This is a genomic window from Brevibacillus fortis (assembly GCF_046196545.1).
Classification (GTDB): Bacteria; Bacillota; Bacilli; order Brevibacillales; family Brevibacillaceae; genus Brevibacillus; species Brevibacillus fortis_A.
Genome location: NZ_CP176370.1, coordinates 2,220,965 through 2,246,671 on the forward strand (window position 1 = coordinate 2,220,965; position 25,707 = coordinate 2,246,671).

General features: G+C 47.6%; 28 protein-coding genes. 27 read left to right on the top strand and 1 reads right to left on the bottom strand.

The annotated features are described in order from the left end of the window. Window positions 1-23: 23 nt before the first annotated feature. The 6 genes from ACKKE8_RS11495 to ACKKE8_RS11520 all read left to right on the top strand — a co-directional run bounded on the left by ACKKE8_RS11495 (window position 24) and on the right by ACKKE8_RS11520 (window position 6,505). On the top strand, window positions 24-1,916 hold the full coding sequence (locus ACKKE8_RS11495) for an IucA/IucC family protein (protein WP_409178272.1): 1,893 nt from the start codon (window positions 24-26) through the stop codon (window positions 1,914-1,916). Beyond that, window positions 1,894-3,138, top strand: coding sequence for an AMP-binding protein (locus ACKKE8_RS11500; RefSeq protein ID WP_409178273.1), 1,245 nt, complete (start codon window positions 1,894-1,896; stop codon window positions 3,136-3,138). The genes ACKKE8_RS11495 and ACKKE8_RS11500 overlap by 23 nt, the downstream gene beginning before the upstream one ends. Continuing rightward, window positions 3,135-3,401, top strand: coding sequence for a petrobactin biosynthesis protein AsbD (gene asbD, locus ACKKE8_RS11505; RefSeq protein WP_409178274.1), 267 nt, complete (start codon window positions 3,135-3,137; stop codon window positions 3,399-3,401). Before ACKKE8_RS11500 ends, asbD begins: the two co-directional genes overlap by 4 nt. A 32-nt stretch (window positions 3,402-3,433) precedes the next feature. Continuing rightward, entirely contained in the window at window positions 3,434-4,417 is a 984-nt protein-coding gene (locus tag ACKKE8_RS11510; RefSeq protein WP_409178275.1) for a DUF6005 family protein, read from the top strand. Window positions 4,418-4,424: 7 nt separating this feature from the next. Beyond that, entirely contained in the window at window positions 4,425-5,264 is an 840-nt protein-coding gene (locus ACKKE8_RS11515) for a sugar phosphate isomerase/epimerase family protein (protein WP_409178276.1), read from the top strand. Window positions 5,265-5,374: 110 nt separating this feature from the next. After that, window positions 5,375-6,505: a TolB family protein gene (locus ACKKE8_RS11520; RefSeq protein WP_409178277.1), complete on the top strand. Its 1,131-nt coding sequence runs from the start codon at window positions 5,375-5,377 to the stop codon at window positions 6,503-6,505. Between the two features lie 62 nt (window positions 6,506-6,567). Here ACKKE8_RS11520 and murF read toward each other — a convergent pair whose 3' ends face one another. Further along, a complete protein-coding gene (gene murF, locus ACKKE8_RS11525) occupies window positions 6,568-7,950 on the bottom strand; it encodes a UDP-N-acetylmuramoyl-tripeptide--D-alanyl-D-alanine ligase (RefSeq protein WP_409178278.1) in 1,383 nt (460 codons plus the stop codon). Between the two features lie 149 nt (window positions 7,951-8,099). On the opposite strand from murF, the gene ACKKE8_RS11530 reads away from it, so the two are divergent. The 21 genes from ACKKE8_RS11530 (at window position 8,100) to dnaG (ending at window position 25,698) form a co-directional block, all read left to right on the top strand. After that, window positions 8,100-8,423 (top strand): histidine triad nucleotide-binding protein, encoded by a 324-nt coding sequence (locus tag ACKKE8_RS11530; protein ID WP_409178279.1) that lies wholly within the window; start codon window positions 8,100-8,102, stop codon window positions 8,421-8,423. Between the two features lie 113 nt (window positions 8,424-8,536). Further along, window positions 8,537-8,710 (top strand): 30S ribosomal protein S21, encoded by a 174-nt coding sequence (gene rpsU, locus ACKKE8_RS11535; protein WP_007727630.1) that lies wholly within the window; start codon window positions 8,537-8,539, stop codon window positions 8,708-8,710. Between the two features lie 17 nt (window positions 8,711-8,727). After that, entirely contained in the window at window positions 8,728-9,174 is a 447-nt protein-coding gene (locus ACKKE8_RS11540) for a GatB/YqeY domain-containing protein (RefSeq protein ID WP_409178280.1), read from the top strand. Between the two features lie 165 nt (window positions 9,175-9,339). Then, the gene (locus ACKKE8_RS11545) at window positions 9,340-10,683 is read left to right on the top strand and encodes an NfeD family protein (protein WP_409178281.1); all 1,344 of its coding nucleotides are present in this window, start codon (window positions 9,340-9,342) and stop codon (window positions 10,681-10,683) included. A gap of 7 nt (window positions 10,684-10,690) precedes the next feature. Next, entirely contained in the window at window positions 10,691-11,695 is a 1,005-nt protein-coding gene (gene floA, locus ACKKE8_RS11550; protein WP_409178282.1) for a flotillin-like protein FloA, read from the top strand. Between the two features lie 11 nt (window positions 11,696-11,706). Continuing rightward, window positions 11,707-12,207, top strand: coding sequence for a hypothetical protein (locus ACKKE8_RS11555; RefSeq protein ID WP_409178283.1), 501 nt, complete (start codon window positions 11,707-11,709; stop codon window positions 12,205-12,207). A gap of 165 nt (window positions 12,208-12,372) precedes the next feature. After that, complete coding sequence (locus ACKKE8_RS11560; protein ID WP_409178284.1) at window positions 12,373-12,570, top strand: sigma-70 family RNA polymerase sigma factor; 198 nt, start codon at window positions 12,373-12,375, stop codon at window positions 12,568-12,570. A gap of 206 nt (window positions 12,571-12,776) precedes the next feature. Further along, a complete protein-coding gene (gene yqfC / locus ACKKE8_RS11565) occupies window positions 12,777-13,073 on the top strand; it encodes a sporulation protein YqfC (RefSeq protein ID WP_007727617.1) in 297 nt (98 codons plus the stop codon). 28 nt (window positions 13,074-13,101) lie between these two features. Further along, complete coding sequence (gene yqfD / locus ACKKE8_RS11570) at window positions 13,102-14,286, top strand: sporulation protein YqfD (protein ID WP_409178285.1); 1,185 nt, start codon at window positions 13,102-13,104, stop codon at window positions 14,284-14,286. A 56-nt stretch (window positions 14,287-14,342) separates the two neighbouring features. Further along, window positions 14,343-15,314, top strand: a complete 972-nt coding sequence (locus ACKKE8_RS11575) for a PhoH family protein (protein ID WP_409178286.1) — start codon at window positions 14,343-14,345, stop codon at window positions 15,312-15,314. A 3-nt stretch (window positions 15,315-15,317) separates the two neighbouring features. Continuing rightward, a complete protein-coding gene (gene ybeY / locus ACKKE8_RS11580; RefSeq protein ID WP_370444408.1) occupies window positions 15,318-15,827 on the top strand; it encodes an rRNA maturation RNase YbeY in 510 nt (169 codons plus the stop codon). A 9-nt stretch (window positions 15,828-15,836) separates the two neighbouring features. After that, the gene (locus tag ACKKE8_RS11585; protein WP_409178287.1) at window positions 15,837-16,208 is read left to right on the top strand and encodes a diacylglycerol kinase family protein; all 372 of its coding nucleotides are present in this window, start codon (window positions 15,837-15,839) and stop codon (window positions 16,206-16,208) included. Between the two features lie 157 nt (window positions 16,209-16,365). After that, the gene (locus ACKKE8_RS11590) at window positions 16,366-16,764 is read left to right on the top strand and encodes a cytidine deaminase (protein WP_409178288.1); all 399 of its coding nucleotides are present in this window, start codon (window positions 16,366-16,368) and stop codon (window positions 16,762-16,764) included. Next, window positions 16,757-17,674 (top strand): GTPase Era, encoded by a 918-nt coding sequence (gene era, locus ACKKE8_RS11595; RefSeq protein ID WP_069850248.1) that lies wholly within the window; start codon window positions 16,757-16,759, stop codon window positions 17,672-17,674. The genes ACKKE8_RS11590 and era overlap by 8 nt, the downstream gene beginning before the upstream one ends. A 104-nt stretch (window positions 17,675-17,778) precedes the next feature. After that, a complete protein-coding gene (locus ACKKE8_RS11600; RefSeq protein ID WP_012685773.1) occupies window positions 17,779-17,934 on the top strand; it encodes a YqzL family protein in 156 nt (51 codons plus the stop codon). Further along, window positions 17,925-18,698: a DNA repair protein RecO gene (gene recO, locus ACKKE8_RS11605; protein ID WP_409178289.1), complete on the top strand. Its 774-nt coding sequence runs from the start codon at window positions 17,925-17,927 to the stop codon at window positions 18,696-18,698. Before ACKKE8_RS11600 ends, recO begins: the two co-directional genes overlap by 10 nt. A gap of 312 nt (window positions 18,699-19,010) precedes the next feature. Beyond that, the gene (gene glyQ, locus ACKKE8_RS11610; RefSeq protein WP_409178290.1) at window positions 19,011-19,943 is read left to right on the top strand and encodes a glycine--tRNA ligase subunit alpha; all 933 of its coding nucleotides are present in this window, start codon (window positions 19,011-19,013) and stop codon (window positions 19,941-19,943) included. Next, window positions 19,936-22,005, top strand: coding sequence for a glycine--tRNA ligase subunit beta (gene glyS / locus ACKKE8_RS11615; RefSeq protein WP_409178291.1), 2,070 nt, complete (start codon window positions 19,936-19,938; stop codon window positions 22,003-22,005). The genes glyQ and glyS overlap by 8 nt, the downstream gene beginning before the upstream one ends. A gap of 122 nt (window positions 22,006-22,127) precedes the next feature. Beyond that, window positions 22,128-22,772, top strand: coding sequence for a helix-turn-helix transcriptional regulator (locus ACKKE8_RS11620; protein WP_409178292.1), 645 nt, complete (start codon window positions 22,128-22,130; stop codon window positions 22,770-22,772). Window positions 22,773-22,783: 11 nt separating this feature from the next. Beyond that, a complete protein-coding gene (locus ACKKE8_RS11625) occupies window positions 22,784-23,620 on the top strand; it encodes a pyruvate, water dikinase regulatory protein (RefSeq protein WP_409178293.1) in 837 nt (278 codons plus the stop codon). A gap of 203 nt (window positions 23,621-23,823) precedes the next feature. Next, a complete protein-coding gene (gene dnaG / locus ACKKE8_RS11630; protein ID WP_409178294.1) occupies window positions 23,824-25,698 on the top strand; it encodes a DNA primase in 1,875 nt (624 codons plus the stop codon). The last annotated feature ends 9 nt before the right edge of the window (window positions 25,699-25,707 follow it).

Sequence of the window (25,707 nt, forward strand, 5' to 3'; positions counted from 1 at the left end):
TGAAGAGATTTGGAGGATAACGTATGGAGTTAACAATACAAGATTTCTCGATTGAAGAGGCACTTCACTCGACACAGTACGTGCAGGTGAGAAGAAGGGTGTTTCGACAATGCATAGAGTCTTTGTTATATGAGGGAATTTTGATTCCTGAGACCATCCAAGAGGGTGAAGAGACGATTTACACCCTACATGGGCTTGATGAGGGTGATCTGCCTGTTCGCTATCGTTGCCGAGGGAGGAAGAGCGCTAGTTTTGGGCTTGTTCGTTTAGCGAAGGACCCCGTTACTCGTGTTGTTTACGATCAAAGCGGAGTTGCCCAGCAAGAATCTGAGGCGATATCCCTCACTCGTTTTTTAGTGGAAGTCTTCCGAATGAATGCGGTAGATGAACAAAGACTGAAGCTATTTGCCAATGACTTGGAACAAACGTTGTTAAAGGATACATTGTCCCAATACTATCGGGTACAAAATGATATTCGGATGGAGGGCAAATCGTACGATGAGCTGGAAGGTGATTTAATGGACGGTCACCCTTACCACCCGAGCTATAAATCACGTGTTGGATTTACCTACGTAGATCATTTTGCCTATGGTCCTGAATTTAAGCAGGAAGTTCATTTTCTTTGGTTAGCGATAAAAAAACAATATTCTCAAGTGTCCATTGATCAAGGGAGAAATTTCGATGACCTTCTTTTGGATGAAATAGGTCGAGAACAAAAAGAAGACTTTCAACAAATCATCGTCAAGCATGGATGCGATCCTGATCAGTATGCCTTCGTGCCTGTCCATCCTTGGCAGTGGCGTAATCATATCGTGCCTGGATTCCTGGACGATATCCATCGCAAAGAGATCATTGTGTTAGGAGTAGGCTCTGATGGTCATCGTCCACAGCAATCGATCCGAACCTTTGCGAACAAAAGCAATCCACATAAACCGTATATTAAACTGTCGATCAACGTCGTGAATACGTCAGCGGCACGTCATCTCACCCCGCACTCACTGGCAAGTGCACCCATTGTTTCGAGGTGGCTCAAGGGGATTACGGACGCAGATTCGTATTTACGAGACGTACAAAAGGTGATCATGCTCCAAGAGTTTGCGGCAGTGGCATACGATCCTCCACCTGCTTCTGACTTGGTCGAGATGGTTACATTCGGGGTAATCGGGTGCATGTGGAGAGAAAGTCTCATCCCTCATCTCGAAGCAGGAGAAGATGCAGTTCCTTATAACGCATTAGCGGCAGTAGAAGTGGATGGGGTGCCGTTCATTGATCGCTGGATAAGAGAGCAGGGGCTGGAGAACTGGCTTGTGCGGTTATTGGAAAGCAGTGTATTGCCGGTTGTTCATATACTTGTGAAACACGGAATTGCAATGGAATCCCACGGGCAGAATATGATCTTGGTGCATCGGGATGGTGTCCCTACTCGAGTAGCATTGAAGGATTTTCATGAAGATTTGATTTTTTGCCAACCGTTCTTGAGTGAACCAGACAAATGTCCGAACTTCGCGGAAGTGCACGAATATTACGCAACGAAGCCAGATGATGTAATGTTCCACATGAATGAAACATCAACAGTCAGAGATTTGACGTTAGAAACTTTATTTCTGATCAATCTGGGGCAACTCGCACGGCTGTTAGAGGAGCATTACGGATATGCTGAAGAGCAATTCTGGGAGATGGCCGTTCAGGTATTGGAGGGTCACCAACAACGATTCCCGGAATTGGCGGAGCGATTTAAGCGATTCGATCTGTTTGTTCCAAGCGTGCAAGTAGAGAAATTGACCAAGAAAAAACTATATACAACGAACGAGAACTATCATTTACATGATGTTCCCAATCCTTTGTTCGAGGCAAGGAAAAGGCTTCATTCCATGGCTGTGGGAGGTTACTATCATGATCATCGTGAATCAAAATGAGATTTCTGTGCATGAAATGGAGAGGCATAAGCAAGGATTCGAAAGCATGGATCATTTTCGACAGCCGGAAGGAAAGAGGTACGCAGTCTGCTTAGCTGACCCACTTGACGTGATTAGTCTTGTTCAATATTTACGTGAGCATAATGCCTCGGTGTTGTTAATTCATGGGGAAACCCCAATGGAAACAGCCTATCAGATGGCAGTGAAGGCAAGGTGTTATGGGCTTGTTTATCAGGAGACGAAGAGCTTCTTGTCCATCACGGATAAACAACAGAGCGAGAAACCATCGCTCTACCAATATAGCTCAGGTACTACGGGGGACGCGAAGCTAATCGGGAGAAGTTGGGATGATATCCAAACAGAAATTCATGCCTACAACCAGTTGTTTCAGGGAGAGGAAGCGTTAACCCCGATCGTGCTGGCATCGGTGACACATTCGTATGGATTGATATGTGGAGTTTTGGCAGCACTGGAACGGGGAAGCAAGCCTTCGATTGTGACGCACAAAAATCCAAAGTTTGCTTTGCAAGTGATTCAAGATACTCCCCAGCATATTGTTTATGGTCTGCCAGTCTTTTATCACATCTTATCAAGCTTTACGCGAGAGCAGGTACGCTTTCACCGGTTAATGACATCTGGCGCTCCAATGCCAGAAGGCTTGTTTCTAAAGCTGCAAGGCATGAGCGACGTCTTGATGCAACAATATGGATGCTCTGAGGCGGGGTGCGTCAGTATGAGCAAACAGATGCGGACGCATACAGATCTGGGGATTCCCCTTTCCCATGTAACCATGACAACAGGTGAAAATGAAGAACACCCCGGTGAAATTAAGATTTGGAATGGACAGAACGAGATAGCGACGCAGGATTTGGGTTTCTGGACGGGAGAAGGACATATTCAATTTGTATCAAGGATGGATGATGTGATAAACGTCTCTGGCTTAAAGGTATTTCCTTTAGAGGTCGAGGACGTCATTTTGAAAATGAGTGGGACGAAAGAAGTGGTCGTGTATCGCGGACGTCATCCGGTCATGGGAGAGATTGTGAAGGCGCAGGTTATTACAGAGGGAAGAACTACTCCTGATCAAATCAGGGAATGGTGCCAAGATCGTTTGCCAGGCTATAAAGTCCCATTCGAAATCCAATGTGTGACGAGCATTCCTAAGACAGCTACAGGAAAAATCAGCCGTCGATTATTAGAAATGGAGACGATCAGCAAATGACACGAACAGAAAGAATCGAGCAAATCCATACGATTCTGACCGAAAAATTAAAATTATCGCATATCCTCACGCTAGAGGAGTCCATGCGATTGAATGAGGATCTACATATTGATTCGATTATGCTATTGCAACTGATTGTTTATATCGAGGAAGATTTGAAATTGGTAGTACCTGCTCATGAGTTAGATCCACGAATCTTCCAAACGGTTGGATCACTCCTTACTTTTGTTGAACAGCTGGAACCGCAGCATGTATCGAATTAACGTCTATCCAAACAGCGAGTGGGGGATACAGAATGGTTAAGGTTCATTGCATTATTTCATGCCTATGCGAAGTGATTAAGCGCCGCACAAAGATTGATTATCGTCCCTATTACTTTGGCATATGGGATGCCGAGTACTCCATCACGGATCAAGGTGTGGTCACCTATTACATTGATAACCATGAGGAGATTATCAAGGGATATGAACGACTTTTCCGAGCGAAAGTAACGGAATGGTATGATCATTCCCAAGATAAAGCCTCCAATCTGGACACGTTCCTAGAGCTAATTGATAAGCGTACCGAGAATCAGTTTGTCCTTGTTCAGATAGACATGTCGCTGATTCCAGAGCGAGATAATAAATTTGCGTTGAAGCCATTCCCGCATTTTTTGATGATTTCCAAGACGGAGAACGAAGATGAGTGGTTTATGTTTGACCCGGATTTTCGTTGGGAGGGCAATGTGAAGAAGGAGACGGTGATCAAAGCCTTCTTGGAAAATCCGTTTGGTGGCGGTTTTATGGTGGATGCGAGTGAAATTAAGGAACCAACCTATGAAATGATCCACGACTATTTCTACGCAGCACTCAAACGTGATCATAATCCATTTACCCTTGAGTTGAAGCAATTGATTACAGACATGGCAGAAGGGCGCAATGGATACAACTTGGACATGTTGCTCCCAGCAGTGACTCAGGTGAAAGTGATTGCGATCCGTAAATACAGCTACGAGTATGCATTTCTATATCTGCAAGATTACCTGCAATACCATCGTGATGAGTTTTTGCGCATTGCCTATAAAGTGGAGGACATCTACCAAGGGTTTACGACAGCGCAGTACTTGTCTGTCAAAATGGCGATGACCAAGAATATGGCATTGTTACCTCCAATTATCGAAGCGTTAGAAGAGATTGATCTGATTGAACTTGAAGTGAAAAAAGAGTTGGAACGTCAGTTTGTTCTGTGGACCCAAATGGATAAAAGTCTCGTCACTGTAGACGAAAAAGGGTGGAGGTAAAGCTCAAATGAAGCTCTCATTGTGCACAATCACGTTTCGCCACCAGTTGATTTCGTTTGCAGAGATCGTTCGGTTTGCTCATCGTCATCATTTTGATGGTATTGAGTTGTGGGGAATTCACGCGCAAGATCTGTACGAACATGATCGATTAGAGATGGAGGAACAGCTACGAGTGCTCAGGGATCAAGGCATGAGTATCTCCATGCTTAGCGATTATCTGGATATTTCGACCTCATCTGGATTTAGTCGTACTCTGGAAAAAGCAAAAAGGCTCATTTCACTGGCGAAATGGCTACATGTGAAGCAAATCAGGACGTTCGCCGGACAGAAGGCGAGTAAAGAAGTTGGGCCAGAAGAGCGTGCACGCTATGTGCATCATTTGCAAATCTTATGTGAGATGTGTCAAGAGCATGGAATTCAGCTTTTGGTTGAAACACATCCGAATACGCTCACGGATTCTATGAGTTCTACACTTGCTCTGTTGCAGGAAGTCAATCACCCTGCACTAAAAGTTAATCTTGATTTTCTTCATGTCTGGGAATCAGGTGCTGATCCAATCGACGCATACAACCAATTGAAGCCGTGGGTTGCTCATTATCATTTGAAAAATATCTCTTCATCGAATCATCTGCCGGTATTCGCTCCTCATAATGTGTACGCCCCTAACGGCGATCGTGAGGGAATGGTACCACTCGGTGAGGGTGCTGTAGATTATGGACCTATTTTAGAGAAGATTGCAGATACGGATTATTTTGGTTCTATCGAATGGTTTGGCAAGAATCCGAAGCATGTGTTAGCTGAAGAGGTAGAATGGCTGCGGAAGGGTATGCTGTTAGTCCGTAAGTGAAAGAAAGGTCGGGAGCGAGGGTACTGCTTCCGATCTTTTTTCATCCAACAGGAAACCAAATGCCTCCCGTGAGCGTCAATGTATTGATCACTTATTTGGGAGGACCCTTGATGAAAAAACGCTTATTGCTCTCTTGCTTGCTGATTTCCTTGCTGGGCATCCTTGTCCCTGGACAAATCAATGCCTCTGCTCCTGCGAAGGCTGACCCTCGTAAGCCAGAGCCGGTCGTCATCTATAAAGTAACGGTAGATGGAAAAGTGACAAAAACCGTGACGAACATGCCTTTGATCCACCGGGCGAGCATGTCACCATCGGGCAGGTTTGTATACGGAGAGAGAATCGGATACGGGAAGGCAGACCGAACCATACCGTACTTGTACGATATGCAAACAAAAAAGCTGACGCAGCTATCCGGGTATGGCAAATGGTCACCCAAGCAGGAAGCGCTCTACATCCGTGAAAATGGCGGTATCGTGAAGCTAAGTCTGCCAGATGGCAAAAAGACAGTACTCGTCACGTCGGCAGCTCAGTATCCCGTCCTTGATTTTTCCGTTTCACCGGATGAACAGTACATGGCGTTCACCCGGATGGACATGCTCTCTTCCAATACCAAAGTAAGCGCCCACCTGATCTTGCAACACCTGCCTACACTCAAAATGAAAAAGAATGACCAGTATGAATGGCGGAGTGGAGCAGACGAAGAAATGTATTACTGGGTGCCGAATTCGAAAAAGCTGTTTTACAGAACGCAACCCGCATACAAGGAGTTAGACTTACCGACTGGCCTGAAATACGATCACAATATGACCGCATTTCCTTCTTTCTCCAACGATATGAAGTACCGTTATATGCGAACAATGACAGAAGAATACATGCTGGATTTGCAAACAGGGAAAAAGGTCAATTTGAAGGATCCCGTGTTCACTGAGAGACAATTGGACAAAATTGTTTGGTCGCCATCAGGACATCAGATGGCAGTAGAACAGCACTCTCGTACTTCCAATTCTCAAGATTCGTATATGTACATTCAAGCATGCAAGCAAGCAACAAAATGCGTCTATCCATTTGGTTCTCCTGACAAGGGAATGCCTGGCTACTACAATTTAAGTGACAATCATCGCATCATTGGCTGGGCGAAGGACGGGAAGTCGTACTACGTAGCTGATCTCGCATCGATCCACTATACCGATTTTCCGCTAGAAAAATTGGGTCCTTCCAACAATGTCATTGAACTGCGATGATTTATCAAATAAAAAAAGAAGCCGTCTCCCGTATGATACGAGAGGCGGCTGTTCTTTATCTATTATTCGTGACCTTCCAGATCAGTGATAAGCGTCCATAATGACATACCTTTTGAGGCTTTAAACAGGAAAGCGTGTTTGTCATCTCGTAGCGGCAGTAATGCACGCAGCGCCTCTGCTTTTGTGGCGAAATGCAGCTTGTTCCCCGTGTAAGCATCATGGAGATGGCGTGAATCCTCACCGACTGTCACAAGCAGCTCGAAGCGCTCAGCGATGTCTTGAATCGAGGCTCCGACGCCCGCGTGCATAGCCGCACTTTCTGGACCGAGCTCAAACATGTCACCTAACACGACGACTCTTGCGCGCTCAGGGTAAAGCTCAGCAAACGTCCGTACGGCAGCCTCCATGGAGACGGGACTGGCATTGTACGCATCACTGATATACACAGTACCGTGCTTGGAGTTAATTTGCTCAAACCGCATGGCGGAGAGCTGAACAGTGGACAAGGCGTAAGCGATTTGCTCCGTATCCATCCCGAGCCTCTTGGCAATCGCGACAGCAGGTAGTGCATTCAGGACACTGTGGCGGCCATGCAACGGCAGGAATGCCTCGAAATGCTCCCCGGAGGCAAAGCACACGTTGAAGCGGGTCCCTCCCTCAACCGTTTCGATTTGCTCCGCCCAAATATCCGCCTTCTCATTAACAGAGTAGTACATGATCTCACCCGGATACAGATGGGCTATCAATCGTAGATATTCGGAATCTTTGTTGAGCAATACGAGCCCGTCAAGAGCGGTATGAGGAAGCAGCTCCGCCTTTGCGAGAGCAATTTTTTCACGCGTGCCAAAATACTCAATATGGGACTCTCCGATAAATGTAATAACGCTAATATCTGGCTGGACCAGCGAAGCGAGCAGATCGATTTCCCCGGCGTGGTTCATCCCGAGCTCCAGTACAGCAGCTTGATGTTTTTCTTCCAGCTGCAATAATGACAAAGGCACACCGATGTGGTTGTTGAAGTTTTTATACGTCTTGTAAACGGACGTACGGCTCGCAAGTACGTGTGCCACGATGTCCTTCACGGTTGTTTTCCCGATACTTCCTGTAATGGCGATGCGAGGGAACGAAAAGCTTTTCCGATAAGCGGCAGCCAGCTTTTGAAAGCCACGCAGTGTATCATTGACGAGAATTAACCCAAAATCATTTGGCAAGTTCGCAGGAATCTTCTCCTGATTCGAAACGAGTGCAGCTACAGCTCCTTGTTCAGCTGCTTGTAACAAAAAATCATGTCCATCCCGTGCGCCGCCTGTCAGCGCTACAAACAAAGATCCCGCAGTCAACTCGCGGGTATCAAAGTGAACGGATGATAAGGCAAGCCCTGGGGAACCAGCGAGCAAAATCCCTTCTGCGTTGATTGCTGCCTGATCCAGTGCAATTGGTTTCATCTGCACGAACTCCTTTTGTAATCCAGTTTCAACCTCGAAGTCATGCTACCATGCGTTAGGTAGCGCCGCAAGACAAAAGTGGGGGAATGTGATACGATCAATTCTTACATACATAACTATCGACATACAGAGGAAGAAAGGAGTCTCCCATGGAAAAAAGTATTTTTACCAAAATCATGGACGGTGAAATTCCTGCTCGTATCGAGTATGAGGATGAGCACGTCATTGTTATCCACGATATTGCACCAAAAGCACGCGTTCACTTGCTGATTATCCCGCGTAAGCCAATTCCCACGCTCATGGATGTAAGCGCCGAGGACCTGCCGCTGATCGGGCATATGCACCATGTAGCACAACTATTGGCGAAAAAGCTGGAGTTGCCGGGTTTTCGCCTGATTAACAACTGTGGTAAAGAGGGTGGACAAGAGGTTTTCCACATTCATTATCATCTGTTGTCCGGTTTTTATGAATAAAATTGAACTAAAGGTTGACCTTCTTTAGTCATCTATCCTATAATGAAGTGTGACAGTCTGTTCGTACGTTCGACTCAGGCGTCCCACGGTTTTAGCGGAGGGAGGGAAGACAAATGGCAGAAATTCGAGTCAAGAAAAACGAGTCTTTGGATAGCGCACTTCGCCGCTTCAAGCGTGAAAGCGCAAAATCCGGGGTGATGGCGGAACTGCGTAAACGTCGCCACTTTGAGAAGCCTAGCATTAAGCGCAAGAAGAAATCCGAAGCAGCTCGCAAGCGCAAGTTTTAATTGACGGAGGGCTCATCATGAGTGTAATGGAGCGACTCGATCAAGATATGAAGCAAGCAATGAAGGACAGAGCTGCTCTAAAACTCTCTGTTATTCGCATGGTGAAAGCCGCATTAAAGAACGAAGAGATTAACAAGGGCAGACTTTTGTCTGAAGACGAAGTGCTGACCATCTTGACTCGTGAGTTAAAACAACGCCGTGAATCCCTCCACGAATTTGAGAAGGCAGGCCGCGTGGAACTTGCCTCGAAAACGCGCGAAGAGATCGACGTGCTCTCCGCTTACTTACCCGCTCAGCTTAGCGAAGACGAAATTCGTGATATCGTTCGGGAAGGTATCGCAGCTACCAATGCCTCCTCCAAAAAGGAGATGGGCAAAGTGATGGGTGCGATCATGCCGAAAGTGAAAGGCAGAGCAGACGGAACCCTCGTGCAAAAGATTGTATCTGAGGAACTACCATCGTAGACGAGAGTAACACCTCATATAGATACGAACAGAAAAACTCAACCTGTAAAGGTTGGGTTTTTCTTTTTTTCCCAGATGTGAAATAATTTGAAACGATTGCCCCCTTCTTTCGTATACCTTATTGCACATACGTTGAAGCTGATAGAAGGAAAGGAGGTACATGCAATGAGTGCAACAAGGCTAGTAAAAAGCCGCGTGCGATTGCTTTTTTCACTTCTTTGCCTGATTATGGGAATGGCGATGCTTCTTGCTCCCGCATCCACAACAGCGCAGACCTATCAAAAAGCTGTCTGGATTCCAGTAGATAGCACGATCGAGCGCGGGCTGGAGAGCTTTTTAGAAAGAGCATTTGCTGACGCACAGGAGCAGCAGGCAGACCTTGTTATTTTGCATATCAATACGCCAGGTGGAGAAGTGAACGCTGCCGACCAGATTGGGCAGTTGATCCGTCAGGCTCCCATGCATGTGATAGCCTATATTGATAACCAGGCTTTTTCAGCGGGAACTTACATCGCCCTGAATGCAAATGAAATTATTATGACTCCAGGCAGTAGCATGGGGGCAGCCGCACCGATTGACTTGGCAGGGAATGCAGCAGACATCAAGTTCATTTCCGGTTGGAGCAATAAAATGAAGGCGGCAGCCGAGTTGAACAATCGCAATCCTGACGTTGCTCGCGCGATGGTGGAAATCGATACAGAATTCCCGGGATTAAAGCCAAAAGGTACGGTGCTTTCTCTCGATGCCCAACAAGCGAAGCAGTTGGGTTATGCGGATGATGTGGTGTCCAATAAGGAAGAGCTGCTCAAAAAGCTCGGCATTCAGCCAGATTCCCTTCAGGCGATTGAGCCAACAGGTGGAGAGCTAGTCGCTAGATGGGTGACGAGTCCCATTGTAATGAGTCTTTTGCTCATTATTGGATTGGGAGGAATTGTAGTAGAATTGTTTGCCCCTGGCTTTGGTGTTGCCGGGACGATTTCGTTCGTCGCGTTCAGTCTGTATTTCTTCGGGCATTATGTAGCGGGATTTGCCAACTGGTTGCACATCGGACTGTTTGCCATCGGAATCTTACTGATGCTTCTAGAAATATTTCTTCCGGGTGGCATTGTCGGAGCGATTGGCTTCGTGAGCATTGTGACAGGCCTCGTTATGGCAGCCTACGATACGCAGCAAGGGCTCGCATCGCTAGGTGTAGCTGCTTTGATCACGGCAATTGTAACGTTCCTGTTAGTGAAGAAATACGGGGTCAAAGGTCTATTCAACAAGTTTGTCTTGGGTGACACGCAGCGCAATGAAGAAGGCTACGTAGCACCGCGCGATCAGCGTGAGCTGGAAGGAAAATCAGGCATCGCCCTTACAACATTGCGCCCGGCAGGGGTCGTCAAGGTGGAGGGAAAACGTGTGGATGCCGTATCGGTTGGTGGTTTCATTGAAGCGGGTACCGCCATCACCGTCGTACAAGTAGAAGGCACGCGTATCGTCGTTGCCGAATTAGAACAAAAGGAGTGAGCTCTTCATGTTTGAAGGCGGTTTGATTCCCCTTATTTTTATGGTGGCAGTAGCCATCGTCGTACTTTCCATTTTCTTCTCGTTCGTACCAGTCATGCTCTGGATTTCTGCACTGGCTTCCGGTGTGAATATCGGAATTATTACCCTCGTCGCTATGCGCTTGCGTCGCGTCGTACCATCTCGTATCGTAAATCCGTTGATTAAAGCGCGTAAAGCGGGCTTGCAGTTGGATACAAACCAATTGGAGAGCCATTATCTCGCAGGCGGTAACGTAGACCGTGTAGTAGATGCCCTCGTAGCAGCACAACGCGCAGATATTCCACTTGGCTTCGAACGAGCAGCAGCAATTGATCTGGCTGGTCGTGATGTATTGGAAGCGGTACAAATGAGCGTTAACCCGAAAGTAATTGAAACACCTGTGGTAGCAGCAATGGCAAAGGACGGTATCGAGCTGCGCACTCGTGCAAAAGTAACAGTTCGTGCCAACATCGATCGATTGGTCGGTGGTGCTGGTGAAGAAACGATTATTGCCCGCGTAGGTGAGGGGATCGTATCGACGATTGGTTCTTCAAAAGGACATAAGGACGTATTGGAAAATCCGGATTTGATCTCTAAAACGGTATTGAACAAAGGTCTGGATGCCGGAACTGCTTTTGAAATTCTCTCGATTGATATTGCGGATGTGGATGTAGGGAAAAACATCGGGGCACAATTGCAAACCGACCAAGCAGAAGCAGATAAACGTATTGCCCAAGCGAAAGCAGAAGAGCGTCGCGCTATGGCGGTAGCCCAAGAGCAGGAAATGATTGCGCGCGTACAAGAAATGAAGGCAAAAGTAGTAGAAGCCGAAGCACAAGTACCACTCGCTTTGTCCGAAGCATTGAAAAGTGGCAAAATGGGCGTAATGGATTATTACAACATGCAAAACATTGCTGCTGATACACAAATGCGTCAATCCTTCGGGCATGCAGGTGACAAACAAGAGCCTGCTATGCCAGACGAGAAAGAATAAGGGCGATTGCCATGGAAGATCTCATGGATCTCGTCGTAGATTTACTGGGTTTGGTTGAGTGGATCATCCCGCTCATCGGCAAGTTCTGGTTTGTCATCCTTGGTTACTTAGGATATAAAGCTCTTGGCAAAGCCGGAAAGAAGATGTCTCAAGGCAAAAAAATGCCTCCGCTTACCCCGGCCACAACGTCGGATATCCCCATGGAAACGGAGGATTACGGTAGAGAGACGGTGCGGGCATCCTCCAAATACGAGCCACTTCAGCAAGAATCGATGGAAGGGATTGGAGTCGAGCAGGAATGGGCATTCTCTACTACAGCTCGTGCTTCAACAGGTCCAACCATCACAGTGAAGCAATCGGAAACGATGAAGGTCACTGATTCGGAACAAGCGAGAACACTCACATCGAAACAGGGTAATCCCCGTGATGGGATGAAATGGGCGCTCATTTTTGGAGAGCCGCGCTCAAAAGTTCCGTACGCCCAGCAGGTTCGGCAAAGAAAAATTTTATAATAGTAGCTAGTTAAACAGGTGAACCTCGGTTCGCCTGTTTTTTATTGATAAGCAATGGCTTATGTCGAAAAATATCGAATAACTTGTCTTGTTTCTCGTATCCTTGTTAACTATCCTGAATGTAAAGAAAATTCTCCTAATAGAAGAAGGGGTAGAGGTCAAGCGATGAATCAACAAATTTTTGAACAAATGGGGCGGTTTCGTCAAAAAGTGATTCGGCTTGCCATCTTCGAAAACAAATCGATATATGAAACGGCGATCGCGTGCGGTTGTTCAGCTGAGAAAGTAAAACGAGTCATAAAAAAATGGAAGGCGCTTACAAAAGAAAAAGAGCTTATGTCTGCTGCAAAAGAAAGCAAATAATCGTTGGGTTTTGTTGAAAGTTTTTCAAAGACGGAGTTCTCAACTGCTTGCGAAATCGCGAGCGACGAGGGCTCTTTTTTTGTGACTGTTTTTGATGAATGCCTCTTTATGCTCGCGCATACGCATAGATAAGAATGGTTTTGCACCTGCAAACAGATGAGATCGTTATATTCGCCAATATATAGAACGAGAAGGGGGGCTAATCCATGAAGCGTTGGAGCCGCCGTCTGCGCCAGCTGGCCGGAGGGGTGTTGGATCTGCCGCAAGATGTAGTCCTGGAAGTCCCGCGCATCACAATGATCGGTCATTTGCAAATGTATATAGAGAATCATCGAGGAGTCTTGCATTTTAGCGAAAAAGAGCTTCGCCTGCTGTTGACGAACGGTCAAATGATTGTTTCAGGTGAACAGCTTGTCATCCGAGCGATTTTGCCCGAGGAGGTTTTGTTAGAAGGCAGAATCGGTGGCGTGAAATTTTTGGAGACGGGACCACAGAGCTCGTAATCTTTGTTAGAGGGAGGAGGCGGCGGGTATGCGGAATGGAATCAAGGAGTGGGTGGATGGACATGTAACCATTACCGTTCGGGGAAAACGGTTTGAGCGGATGCTGAATATGGCCGTACGGGATGGAATTCGAATCTGGAACATTCGCAGGGTAGGTGAAGAGGTGACTCGCTGCGATATTTTGATTCGTGATTATTTTCGTTTACGGCCGCTTTTAAAAGAGACAGGCTGTCGTAGTCACGTCGAGGCAAGAGACGGGCTACCTTTCTGGCTGCTGCGGTTACGCAAACGATCTGGATTGGCAATTGGGGCTGCTCTTTTTTTCATCGGATTGTACATGCTCTCCTCATTTGTCTGGAGTGTCGAAGTGAGTGGGACAAAAATGGTTGATCCACGACGAGTGATTCAAGCTGCCGAACAAGTGGGGATTAAAGAAGGGGCATGGAAGGTCAAACTAAAAGAACCGTTGGTTTTGCAAAAAGAACTGTTGAGTCTGCTGCCCGAAGCGTCCTGGGTTGGAATCGAGATTCAAGGAACCAAGGTCATGCTTCAGGTGGTCGAAAAAGAGGCGCCCGTAAAGCCGCTTGCAACAGGTCCCCGTCACCTTGTAGCGAAAAAGAGGGCTGTCGTCCATAAAATTCTCCCAGAGGTTGGTCGCAGTCAGGTTGTGAGCAATCAATTGGTAGAAAAAGGCCAAGTGCTTATTTCCGGGATCATTGGCAATGACACCCGTCAACAAGCTGTATCAGCGCGAGGCAAGGTGCAAGGGGAAGTGTGGTATATGAGCAACACGTCTGTCCCGCTAAAACAAACGATGCACCGTCTGACGGGAGAAAAGCTGGAGCATCAATACCTGCTCGTAGGCCCCTATGCGATATACGTGTGGCCATTTGAAAAACAGTCCTTTGCACAAGCCGAAATGGCAGAACAACGGTTTTTACCCTCGTATGCGGGATATACCTCACCACTTGGCTGGAAGACAGTAACGTACGCACAAACAGAACCCGTTCAAACAAATATGAGCGTGGAGGAAGCGACGGAACTGGCTAAAAAATTCGCCAGGGAGGATATCTTGAAAAAAGCTGGAAAAGATGCGTTCATTCAGGACGAAAAAGTTTTGCACGTCACAACAGAGAATGGTAAAGTTTACGTAAGCATTCATTTTTCCGTCATTGAAGATATTGCCATTGAACAGCCTCTCGTGGGGCAGTGAGGGATGGCAAGCAAATGACGCATTGCTGATTACCGTTGCAAGGAGATGGAAGCCTGTTGCACGTACAAGATGAGGTAAGAATCCCGTTTTCAGACGCATCTGAGGCCTTGCTGTTGTTCGGACCACATGACGCGTACCTAACACTGATCGAGCAAAGAAGTTCCGCCAAAATTATGACCCGAGAAGGCGAACTGGTTATTAGCGGGGATAAGCCGGAAGTGGACAAACTGACAGCGTTGATTGATATTCTGCTCCAGTTGATTCGCAGAGGGATTGCCCTGTCCGAACGAGACATCTCTTATTCGATGTCGTTGATTGAACGGGGAGAAGGTGCCCAACTACTCGATGTGTATGATGAAGAAGTCGCTCGTACTCAACGTGGCAAAGTAATCAGGGCAAAGACTTTGGGCCAGCGTCATTACTTGTCTGCGATCAAGAAGCATGACATCGTATTTGGAATTGGACCAGCTGGTACCGGAAAAACGTATTTGGCTGTTGTCACAGCAGTAAATGCGTTGAAAAATGGGCGTGTCAAACGGATCGTTCTTACCAGACCGGCCGTAGAAGCGGGGGAGAGCCTTGGATTTTTGCCAGGAGATTTGCAGGAAAAAGTAGACCCTTACCTGCGTCCGCTCTATGATGCCTTGTACGACATGCTGGGCAATGAACAAGTCGCCAAAATGATGGAACGTGGACTCATTGAGGTTGCACCTTTGGCGTACATGCGTGGTCGTACGCTCGAAGATTCCTTTGTCATTTTGGATGAAGCCCAGAACACAACTCCTGAGCAAATGAAAATGTTTTTGACCAGGCTTGGCTTTGGTTCCAAAATGGTCATTACGGGTGATGTGACCCAGGTGGATTTGCCAAAAGGCAAGAAATCCGGATTGCGCGAAGCACAGCGCATCTTAAGTCCGATTTCAGATGTAGCCTTTATTCATTTCCAAGAGGGAGACGTCGTTCGTCACAGTCTGGTACAAAAAATCATCGCTGCCTATGCCAAGGAAGAAGTAGAACACGGCTATTAATAAATGGCGTCACAAAAAGGAGATCGTTTACCTGTGTTATCTGTAGAAATCCTTCATGAAGAAATCGAACCGATCGATGAGAATTTGCAAAACCTGCTTGTCCGTTGCCTGGAAGCAGCGGCAAAGCTGGAAGACGTACAAGGAGAAGTAGTTGTCACGCTGGTGAACAACGAGCGCATCCACGAGCTGAATCGCGACTATCGAGGCGTTGATCGGCCGACGGATGTTCTGTCCTTTGCGATGAACGAGCCGGGTGAAGGGGAAATGGAAATCTTCATCGATGAGGATGAGGCCAGCGAGTTTCCGAATATGCTTGGAGATATCATCATCTCGGTGCCAAAAGCACATGAGCAGGCCGAAGACTATGGTCATTCATTCGAACGCGAACTCGGATTTCTCACGGTTCACGGTTTTCTTCACCTTCTCGGCTATGATCATGGGACGCCAGAAGAAGAGAAGGAAATGTTTTCACGTCAAGAAAAGGTGCTGGAAGAAATCGGCTTGACGAGGTAGGAGATTACGTTGAAGGAATGGCGACGATTGACTCGCAGCTTCGCCTACGCTCTGCAAGGAATTTCCTATACCGTACGGACACAGCGAAACATGCAAATCCACGTAGCCGCAGCCATTGTAGTGCTGGCGACAGCGTGGTGGCTGCAGATACCCCGCAGCGATGTTTTGCTGGTCCTTTTTTCTATCGGTCTGGTCTTCTCCCTTGAACTGGTAAATACCGCGATTGAAGCAGTCGTTGATTTAGCTTCCCCGGAATGGCACGCCAAGGCGAAGATTGCCAAAGATGTGGGAGCAGGAGCTGTTCTCGTGGCGGCAATCCTGTCCCTTATCATCGGAGTTCTCGTATTTGGACAGCCACTGTTGCAAAAAGTATGGGGATAGTTTTTACTAGTAGAGAAGAAGAAATTTTTTCATAAGCCAAAATGAGGTACCGGACGGGTCATTGTAGTTGACCTTTCAGTCTGGTTTCTTCGTGTCTCATTGGACACATTCTGTTGTGAAATGATGTTAAAGACCAACCATATGAGGAATGATGAGAATGGATAAACAAACATTATTAGCACAAGCAATCGAAGCCAGAAAGCTCGCTTATGTACCGTATTCCAAGTTTCAGGTAGGAGCAGCTCTTTTAGCTGACAGTGGCAAGGTTTATTTGGGAGGCAATATTGAAAATGCAGCGTACTCGCTGTGCAATTGCGCGGAGCGGACGGCTCTTTTTAAAGCGTACTCAGAAGGAGATCGGACTTACAAGGCGTTAGCAGTCGCTGCTGATACGCCGCAAGCTGTATCACCGTGCGGGGCTTGCCGACAAGTCATAGCAGAGCTGTGCCCGCCGGACATGCCTGTATTTTTGACGAATCTCAAAGGCGACATTTGGGAAACGACAGTATCTGCCCTGCTGCCAGGCGCATTCACCAAGGAGGATTTACGTGGATAATCGCAAGACCAAGCAATCGTTTAAATCGGGCTTTGTTTCCATTGTGGGACGGCCAAATGTTGGGAAATCAACACTGTTGAACCATATTGTGGGACATAAAATCGCCATCATGTCGAATAAGCCGCAAACGACACGCAACAAAATTACGGCTGTTCATACGACAGAAGAGGGTCAGATCATTTTCTTGGATACACCTGGTATTCATAAGCCGCAGTCCAAACTCGGAAACTACATGGTTTCCGTTGCCGAAAATACATTAAACGAAGTAGACCTTGTTCTGTTTGTTGTCGACGCAACAGAGAAACGCGGAGCCGGGGACGACTACATCATCGAGCGTCTGAAACAGGTCAAAACGCCAGTATTTTTGGTCATCAATAAAATTGACAAGGTGCACCCGGAAGCACTGCTGCCGATTATTGACGATTATCGCAAATTGTATGATTTCAAGCAGATCGTTCCAATCTCTGCGCTAGAAGGAAACAACACAGGTTCATTGCAGGAGGCTATTTTGGGCGAAATGGAAGAAGGCCCGATGTATTATCCTGCAGATCAGGTGACAGACCATCCGGAACGCTTTGTTGCAGCCGAGTTGATTCGGGAAAAAGTTCTGCATTTGACGAGAGAAGAAGTACCTCACTCCATCGCTGTCGTGATTGAAGAGATGAAGCGAGGCGAGAATGGTAAAACGCTTTACATTTACGCAGCCATTTACGTAGAGCGGGATTCCCAGCGCGGTATTTTGATCGGGCAAAAAGGTCAGATGCTCAAAGAAATCGGGCAACGTGCGCGCAAGGATATCGAGCGGCTGATGGGGGACCAAGTATTTTTGGAGCTCTGGATCAAAGTGAAAAAGGATTGGCGCAACCAAGAACGGATGCTGCGTAACTTCGGTTTCTACGACGAGCAATAATATTCCCATCGTGATGTGTTAATTTTTCCAAGGCATAGAATAACGGGCAAAGGTGATTCTAAGAAGGAAGTGGATAGACCCGATATAGGAAAGGATGATGCTCCATGCTTCGTGACTTTTCTTGGAGAGTTTTCGCTTCAACCGGTGACATCCATGCTTACCTTCTCTACCGTGATCACCATCAAACGGATGTTTCCAGCGAGGAAACCTCGTTTGATCTCGCCCAGGAAGAATTGGGTGACACGCAGGCATGCTTGTAAAGTGGGAAGGGATTGTCATTCGCAGCGTGGACTATGGTGAGTCCAGTAAAGTGGTGACATTGTTTACCCGGGAGAACGGCAAATTAGGCGTGATGGCCCGTGGTGCCAAAAAGACCAAAAGCCGTCTAGCCGCCGTCTCCCAGCTGTTTTCGCATAGTTATTATCTATGCAAGGCAGGACCGGGTACGGGAATGCCTGATCTCTCTCAGGGAGATATGTTGGATTCGTTCAGGGATATGCGGCAAAGCCTGAATGCTACGGCTTATGCCGCATACATAGCAGAACTGTTGGATCGACTGACGCAGGAAAGGGAACCAAATCCCTACCTGTTTCAGCTACTCCTTCATACGTTCCGCTATTTGGATGAAGGACGAGATGCTGAGATCCTCTGTCGTATTTTTGAGACCAAGATGCTAATTGTAGCGGGGATCTCCCCGCAGCTCACGGCGTGTGTAAACTGTGGCGAACAGCGCGAGCCCTATGCAATCAGTGTGGGACAGGGCGGCCTGTTGTGCCCAGTTTGCCAGCCCTCCGATCCATATGCCATGGCGGTTACACCCTCTACCTGGAAGCTGTTACGGCTGTTCCAGGTATTTGATTTGGAGCGGCTAGGTGACATTGAAGTAAAACCGGCTACACGCAACCAGCTCAAGTATGTGCTTCGTAGCTTCATGGACGAGTATCTGGATCTCAGGCTGAAAAGTCGAGCATTTCTGGAACAACTGGAGCGTATGGAAAGAATGGCGCAATCCGATCAGGACTAATTGACATACGAATTTGTTTTCGTTATGATAAGAACCAAACTTGTATATCGAATGTTGCCATGAAGGAAAAGAGTAGTCGGCCACTGGCTGTGAATAGCGAATCGGGGATAGTGGAAGCCCGGTCACCATGCTGATGAAGGGCGTTCTGGAGCAATTTAATTGTAAGGTGGGCGAAGAAGTCATTCGCCAAGTAGGGTGGAACCGCGAGAATCCTCTCGTCCCTACACTGTCGCATCAGGCAGTGTAGAGGCGGGAGGTTTTTTTAGTTTCGACTTAAAGCCAAGTTCTAATAAGTTTAGAGGAGGAAAAAGCATGAAAATGACATTTCAAGACATCATTTTGACGCTGCAAAACTTTTGGGCAAAGCAAAACTGTCTTATTGTCCAGCCGTATGACGTTGAAAAAGGGGCAGGTACACTAAACCCAATGACCTTCCTTCGTTCCATTGGACCTGAGCCGTGGAATGTGGCATATGTAGAGCCTTCCCGTCGCCCGGCTGACGGGCGCTATGGGGAAAACCCGAACCGTTTGTATCAGCATCACCAGTTCCAAGTGATCATGAAGCCATCGCCGGACAACATTCAGGAGCTGTACCTGGAGAGCTTGCGCGAACTCGGAATCGAGCCACTGGAGCATGATATCCGATTTGTAGAGGACAACTGGGAGCATCCTGGTCTTGGCGCATGGGGCTTAGGCTGGGAAGTTTGGCTGGACGGAATGGAGATCACACAGTTCACGTACTTCCAGCAAGTGGGCGGTCTGGAATGTAAACCAGTGGCAGTCGAGCTGACTTACGGACTGGAGCGTTTGGCTTCCTATATTCAGGAGAAAGAAAATGTGTTCGATCTGGAATGGTGCAACGGGTATACGTACGGAGATGTATTCTTGCAACCAGAATACGAGCATTCCAAATACACATTCGAGCTGTCTGATGTCGACATGCTGTTCTCTCTCTACAATACGTATGAGGCAGAAGCAAAAAGACTAATGGCGGAGCGACTGGTTTACCCTGCTTATGACTACGTACTGAAATGCTCCCACACCTTTAACTTGCTGGATGCGCGTGGAGCCATCAGTGTGACGGAACGTACAGGCTACATCGCTCGTGTACGTAATCTGTCTCGTGAAGTAGCACAAACCTACTATAAAGAGCGTGAACGCCTCGGTTTCCCGCTTTTGCAAAAAGGCAACGCATACGCTGCGGATCAAGTGAATCAGGTGAAGGGAGAGGATACAAATGAGTAAGCGCGATCTACTTGTAGAGGTTGGTTTGGAAGAAATGCCTGCTCGATTTGTGGCACAGGCAGCGGCACAATTCAAGGAAAAAGTAGAAAAGTGGCTGACTGCTGAGCGCGTGCCGTTTGATCAAATTACGGCATTGGAGACACCTCGTCGTTTTTCCCTGTTGATCAATGGACTGGCAGAAAAGCAGCCTGACCGCAATGATGAAGCGAAAGGCCCTGCACGCAAAATCGCACAAGATGAAGCAGGCAACTGGTCCAAGGCAGCACTCGGCTTTGCACGAAGCAACAATGTTGAGCCGGACCAACTGTATTATAAAGAAGTAAACGGGATCGAGTATGTTCATGCTCGCAAATCCGAGGCGGGAAAACCTACTACCGAGCTGTTGCCGCAACTGGCTGAAGTAATCACCGGTATGAACTTCCCGAAAAATATGCGCTGGGGCGCACGCGATTTGAAATATGTTCGTCCGATTCGCTGGCTGGTTGCTTTGTTCGGCGAAGAATTGATCGATCTGGAGATTGCAGGCGTAAAAAGCGGACGCGTTTCTCGTGGACACCGCTTCTTGGGAACAGAGGTTACGTTGAATCACCCAAGCGAATATGTGAGCAAGCTGGCTCGTCAGTATGTCATGGTGAACCCGGACGAGCGCAGAGCAGCAATCGTAGAACAAATTCATCGCTTGGAGAAGGAAAATGGCTGGACGATTCCAATGGACGAAGGACTTCTAGATGAGGTAGTCCATCTGGTAGAATATCCTACCGCTCTTTACGGTACGTTTGAGCAAGAATTCCTTTCCATTCCACGTGAGGTTTTGGTTACCTCCATGCGTGAGCACCAGCGTTATTTCCCTGTTGAAAACGCACAGGGTCAATTGCTGAATCATTTTGTGACAGTGCGTAACGGAGACAGCCGCGCTCTGGAAAACGTAGCGAAAGGGAATGAGAAAGTTCTGCGCGCACGCCTGTCTGATGCTCGTTTCTTCTACGTGGAAGACCAAAAGCTGTCCATTGAGAGCTGCCTGAAACGTTTGGAGACAATCGTTTACCATGAAGAGCTGGGAACAATCGGTGATAAAGTTCGTCGCGTACGCAAAACAGCTGCGCAAATCGCAAGCAAGCTGGGTGTGAGCGCGGAAGAAACGAAACAAGTAGACCGCATTGCCGAAATCGCAAAATTTGACCTCGTTACCAACATGGTAGGTGAATTCCCTGAACTGCAAGGGATTATGGGTGAAGATTACGCGCGCAAAGCGGGTGAGTCTGACCTCGTAGCAAGTGGCGTATTCGAGCACTACCTCCCGCGTTTTGCGGGGGACAAAATGCCTGCTTCCGCCCAAGGAGCTATCGTCAGTCTGGCTGACAAGATGGACACAATCGTAGGCTGCTTCTCGATCGGCATTGTACCTACCGGCTCACAGGACCCGTATGGTCTGCGCCGTATGGCAGCGGGGATCGTTACGATTTTGGTGGAGCGCGACTGGCAAATTTCTCTTGCCGATCTGTGGAATGCCGCGATGGAAGGCTATGTAGCGCAAGGCGTAAACAAGAGAGCGGCAGAAGACGTGAAAAAAGACCTCGTAGACTTCTTCGCACTCCGTCTGAAAAACGTCTTGCAGGACCATGGCGTTCGCTACGATGTCATCGACGCCGTGCTTGCTTCCGACCTGACACTGGTTCCAGAGGTGCTAGCAAAAGCAAAAGCACTGATGGGAGCGGTACAAACAGAAGAATTCAAGCTGATTGTGGAGCAGTTTAACCGGGTAAACAATCTGGCACAAAAAGCGGAAGCAGACCAAGTCAGCGAAGCTCTGTTCGCAGAAGATGTGGAACGTGCCTTGTATCAGGCATTCCAAGCTGTTCAAAAGGATGTAGAGGGTCTGAAGGATCAAGAGAAGGTGCTCGCAACCTTATCAACCTTGCGCCAGCCGATCAACGCATTCTTTGATAAGGTAATGGTCATGGCCGAAGATCAGGCTGTTCGTGCGAATCGTCTGGGACTTCTCTTGCAGCTTTCTCGTGTGCTTTATCGCTACGCAGATTTTTCCAAAGTTGTATTCGCGTAAACAAAATAAAACCGGTGCCTTCGTCTGAAAATCAGGCGGGGGCACCTTTTTTCCGCGTGAAAGAAGGAATATCCCGTCGAATAGAGTAATACTAGGAAGAGGTAAAGACAGAACCGGGGTGATTGGTCATCGAGCTTACCAAACGACAAGAGCACATCTTACAGATAGTGAAGGATGACGGACCAATAACAGGAGAGCATATCGCGGAGCGACTGAATTTGACTCGCGCGACGTTGCGCCCTGATTTATCCATCCTCACAATGTCAGGATATTTAGAAGCCAGACCTCGGGTCGGGTATTTTTATTCCGGCAGACCCGCAAGCTCAGTCATAAGTGAACGGCTTCACAAGCTTCTCGTCAATGACTACAAGGCGGTACCGATCGTGGTTTCCGAATCCGCCTCGGCTTACGACGCCATCGTTACCCTCTTTTTGGAGGATGTTGGCACGTTATTCGTCGTCAATCAAAAAGGATATTTGGCTGGCGTGATCTCACGAAAAGACCTCCTGCGGGCTTCTTTAGGCAATAAGACGCTGGAGGATGTGCCGGTCAGCATCATCATGTCTAGGATGCCGAATATCATCACATGTGCACCTGATGAGACCTTGTACGCAGCCGCCAAAAAGCTGATTGATTTTCAGATCGATTCTCTGCCTGTCGTAAGGCCGAGCGAGGAAGAGCCGAAGCAAATGGAGCTGTTGGGGCGCGTCACCAAGACGACGATCGCGAAAGCATTTGTAGAATTGGGTAGCGAACCGAAAGTGTAGGAGGAGAAGCGATGCAAGGTAATCAGCGAGGACAGCTCATCTATGTAGTCTCAGACTCCATCGGCGAAACGGCCGAACTTGTCGTTCGCGCAGGAGCTAGTCAGTTTGATCGTTTTTTGTTTGATGTACAAAAGTATCCGTATATAGAAGACAAAGAATCGATTGACGAAATTATTGCTTCGGCAAAAGAATCGCGGGCAATGATTGTGTTCACTCTGGTCATTCCGGAGCTGAATTCGTATATTATACAACAAGCTGCTCTTCACGGAATTCCGGCTCTTGATGTTATGGGGCCTTTGATGAATACATTGCAGGGCATGTTGAAAGAGCCACCAACAGGAAAACCGGGCTTGGTACGCCGTCTTGACGAAGAGTATTTCCGCAAAGTAGACGCCATCGAGTTTGCCGTCAAATACGACGATGGACGGGACCCACGCGGTTTGTTGCGCGCAGATGTGGTTTTGATCGGCGTTTCGCGTACTTCCAAGACGCCTCTTTCCATGTATTTGGCTAACAAGCGACTTAAGGTTGCCAATGTTCCGCTTGTCCCGGAAGTAGAACCACCAGAAGAATTGTTCCAACTGCCAATAGAACGGTGTATTGGGCTTACCATCAATCCGGAGCAACTGAACGGCATTCGAACAGAGCGTCTGAAGGCACTGGGATTGACTGCACAAGCAAATTACGCCAATCTCGAACGGATTGCCGAAGAACTGGCTTATTCCAAGCGCATTATTGAGCGCCTCGGATGTACTGTGATCGATGTATCCAACAAGGCAGTAGAAGAAACGGCAAACATCATTTTGGAGATGATTCGAAAAAATAATCTCCGTAATGAAAGGAAATAGGCCGAAAGAAGGATTTTGACGTTTTTTGTAGAAAATCAATTAGCCGAGGTACTTATCATACGTGAGTTTCTCAGCGTTTATTGCACTTAGAAATGTGGAAAAGTAGAAAAGAAGAAAAGAAGTTTGATGCAAAGAAGGAAATTGACGAATTTTGACGAACTAAATATTCTCACGTGCGATTCTCCTTATAAAGGTGGAAAGACATGACTGGTCCCACTTCAGATGAATTTGTAAATCAAGTGCGTGCAGCTGTCGACATCGTAGACGTTGTAGGAGAGTACGTTCAACTGAGAAAAAGCGGTCGTGCCTTTCTCGGTCTATGTCCGTTTCACTCTGAAAAGAGCCCTTCCTTCAACGTAAATGCAGAGCGACAGTTTTTTCATTGCTTTGGCTGTGGAGCAGGTGGGGATATCTTTTCCTTTTTAATGAAACTGGAGCAATTGACTTTTCCAGAGGCACTGCACAAATTGGCGGAGCGTGCCGGGATAGCTGTGCCCCAGCCGCAGCAAGTAGAGGATTCACCTGAAAAACGGATGAAACATGCGATGCAGGAAGCGCATACGTTCGTTTCGCGCCTCTACCACTACGTGCTTACGAAAACCCCTTATGGTGCAGAAGCGATGAAGTATCTCGCAAAGCGCGGAATGTCTGAGGCGACAATAGCCGAATACCAAATCGGATTCGCCCCGGATTCCTGGGATTTCGTAACGCAGCAGTTGACAAAGCGGGGCTTTTCACAGGAATTGATGGTGGAAGCGGGGCTTTTGGCCAGGAGCGATGCAGGAAAAATCTTTGATCGCTTTCGAGGTCGTATCATGTTTCCGATCCAGGATTCCCAAGGTAACGTCATCGGATTTGGTGGACGCTTACTGCAAGGATCGAAGCCCAATTCCAACCAAAAGTCTCAACCCAAGTATCTGAATAGCCCGGAAAGCCTTTTGTTCAACAAAAGCGCTACGCTGTTTAATCTTCATCGTGCGCGCCCCATTATTAGAAAGAGAAAAGAGGCGCTGTTGTTTGAAGGATATGTCGATGTCATATCGGCATGGCAGGCGGGTTTTATGCAAGGTATTGCCACTTTGGGAACAGCCTTGACGGAGCAGCAGGCCAGAATTCTTCGTCGCAATACGGAGTCAGTCGTACTCTGTTATGACGGAGATGCTGCAGGACAAGAAGCAACGAGTAAAGCGATTCACGTTTTGCAGCAAGCCGGTTTGATCGTTCGAGTTGCTCCACTTCCACAAGGAGTGGACCCGGATGATTACATCCGCCAGCATGGGGCTGAAGCATTTTCCCAGCAGGTATTGTTACAGGCGATGCCAATTACGGCTTTCCGTCTGAAACATTTACGCAGTCAGTTCGTAATAAAAGATGAGACGGACAAAGCTCGCTTAATCGCGAAGGCGGTCGAGATCATCAACGAACTCAACAGCCCGGTGGAACGGGACATGTATCAACGGCAATTGGCAGAAGAATACTCCCTTACTCTCGGTGATCTCAAATGGGAGTCCAAACGCGCGTACAATCAGCAAAAAAGTGAGCGCCAAAGGGATAAAGTGACGCCAGCATGGAATAATAGTATAAATAATGGCAAAGTTACGCTCGCGAAAACACTGCCACCCGCTTATCACACGGCTGAGCGCATGCTGCTTTACTACATGATGCGGAACGAAGAAATAGCCGCCCGCGTCCAACAGGAATGCAGCGCCCACTTTCAGGTGGATGAACACGATGCGCTGGCTGCCTACCTGTACGCCTACTATGCAGAGGGAAACCCGGAAGACCCTGGAAAGTTTATACATTACGTGCAAGACGATTTGTTAAAGCAATTAGCCTCGGGATTGGCCATGATGGAGTGCAACAACGATGTATCTGAATTAGAGATCGGTGACTACATCAAACAAGTGAATAACTACCCGAAGCGTGCCGAGTTGGAACGATTGCGCGATGAGCAGCGGAGCTTACACCTCCAAGCGGCCGCAGCGGACAGCGAGGATGCGCGCAAACAACTTGAACTTCAAGCAGCCGTTACAGGGATGAAGATTCTTGAATTGGAAAATGCTTTAAAAGAAGGGTAGCTTCAGATC

Excerpts from the sequence above, each read along its gene's own strand:
- ACKKE8_RS11495 (WP_409178272.1), top strand. The coding sequence starts at position 24 with ATGGAGTTAACAATACAAGATTTCTCGATTGAAGAGGCACTTCACTCG.
- ACKKE8_RS11500 (WP_409178273.1), top strand. The coding sequence starts at position 1,894 with ATGATCATCGTGAATCAAAATGAGATTTCTGTGCATGAAATGGAGAGG.
- asbD (WP_409178274.1), top strand. The coding sequence starts at position 3,135 with ATGACACGAACAGAAAGAATCGAGCAAATCCATACGATTCTGACCGAA.
- ACKKE8_RS11510 (WP_409178275.1), top strand. The coding sequence starts at position 3,434 with ATGGTTAAGGTTCATTGCATTATTTCATGCCTATGCGAAGTGATTAAG.
- ACKKE8_RS11515 (WP_409178276.1), top strand. The coding sequence starts at position 4,425 with ATGAAGCTCTCATTGTGCACAATCACGTTTCGCCACCAGTTGATTTCG.
- ACKKE8_RS11520 (WP_409178277.1), top strand. The coding sequence starts at position 5,375 with ATGAAAAAACGCTTATTGCTCTCTTGCTTGCTGATTTCCTTGCTGGGC.
- murF (WP_409178278.1), bottom strand. The coding sequence starts at position 7,950 with ATGAAACCAATTGCACTGGATCAGGCAGCAATCAACGCAGAAGGGATT.
- ACKKE8_RS11530 (WP_409178279.1), top strand. The coding sequence starts at position 8,100 with ATGGAAAAAAGTATTTTTACCAAAATCATGGACGGTGAAATTCCTGCT.
- rpsU (WP_007727630.1), top strand. The coding sequence starts at position 8,537 with ATGGCAGAAATTCGAGTCAAGAAAAACGAGTCTTTGGATAGCGCACTT.
- ACKKE8_RS11540 (WP_409178280.1), top strand. The coding sequence starts at position 8,728 with ATGAGTGTAATGGAGCGACTCGATCAAGATATGAAGCAAGCAATGAAG.
- ACKKE8_RS11545 (WP_409178281.1), top strand. The coding sequence starts at position 9,340 with ATGAGTGCAACAAGGCTAGTAAAAAGCCGCGTGCGATTGCTTTTTTCA.
- floA (WP_409178282.1), top strand. The coding sequence starts at position 10,691 with ATGTTTGAAGGCGGTTTGATTCCCCTTATTTTTATGGTGGCAGTAGCC.
- ACKKE8_RS11555 (WP_409178283.1), top strand. The coding sequence starts at position 11,707 with ATGGAAGATCTCATGGATCTCGTCGTAGATTTACTGGGTTTGGTTGAG.
- ACKKE8_RS11560 (WP_409178284.1), top strand. The coding sequence starts at position 12,373 with ATGAATCAACAAATTTTTGAACAAATGGGGCGGTTTCGTCAAAAAGTG.
- yqfC (WP_007727617.1), top strand. The coding sequence starts at position 12,777 with ATGAAGCGTTGGAGCCGCCGTCTGCGCCAGCTGGCCGGAGGGGTGTTG.
- yqfD (WP_409178285.1), top strand. The coding sequence starts at position 13,102 with ATGCGGAATGGAATCAAGGAGTGGGTGGATGGACATGTAACCATTACC.
- ybeY (WP_370444408.1), top strand. The coding sequence starts at position 15,318 with ATGGCGTCACAAAAAGGAGATCGTTTACCTGTGTTATCTGTAGAAATC.
- ACKKE8_RS11590 (WP_409178288.1), top strand. The coding sequence starts at position 16,366 with ATGGATAAACAAACATTATTAGCACAAGCAATCGAAGCCAGAAAGCTC.
- ACKKE8_RS11600 (WP_012685773.1), top strand. The coding sequence starts at position 17,779 with ATGCTTCGTGACTTTTCTTGGAGAGTTTTCGCTTCAACCGGTGACATC.
- recO (WP_409178289.1), top strand. The coding sequence starts at position 17,925 with ATGCTTGTAAAGTGGGAAGGGATTGTCATTCGCAGCGTGGACTATGGT.
- glyQ (WP_409178290.1), top strand. The coding sequence starts at position 19,011 with ATGAAAATGACATTTCAAGACATCATTTTGACGCTGCAAAACTTTTGG.
- glyS (WP_409178291.1), top strand. The coding sequence starts at position 19,936 with ATGAGTAAGCGCGATCTACTTGTAGAGGTTGGTTTGGAAGAAATGCCT.
- ACKKE8_RS11625 (WP_409178293.1), top strand. The coding sequence starts at position 22,784 with ATGCAAGGTAATCAGCGAGGACAGCTCATCTATGTAGTCTCAGACTCC.
- dnaG (WP_409178294.1), top strand. The coding sequence starts at position 23,824 with ATGACTGGTCCCACTTCAGATGAATTTGTAAATCAAGTGCGTGCAGCT.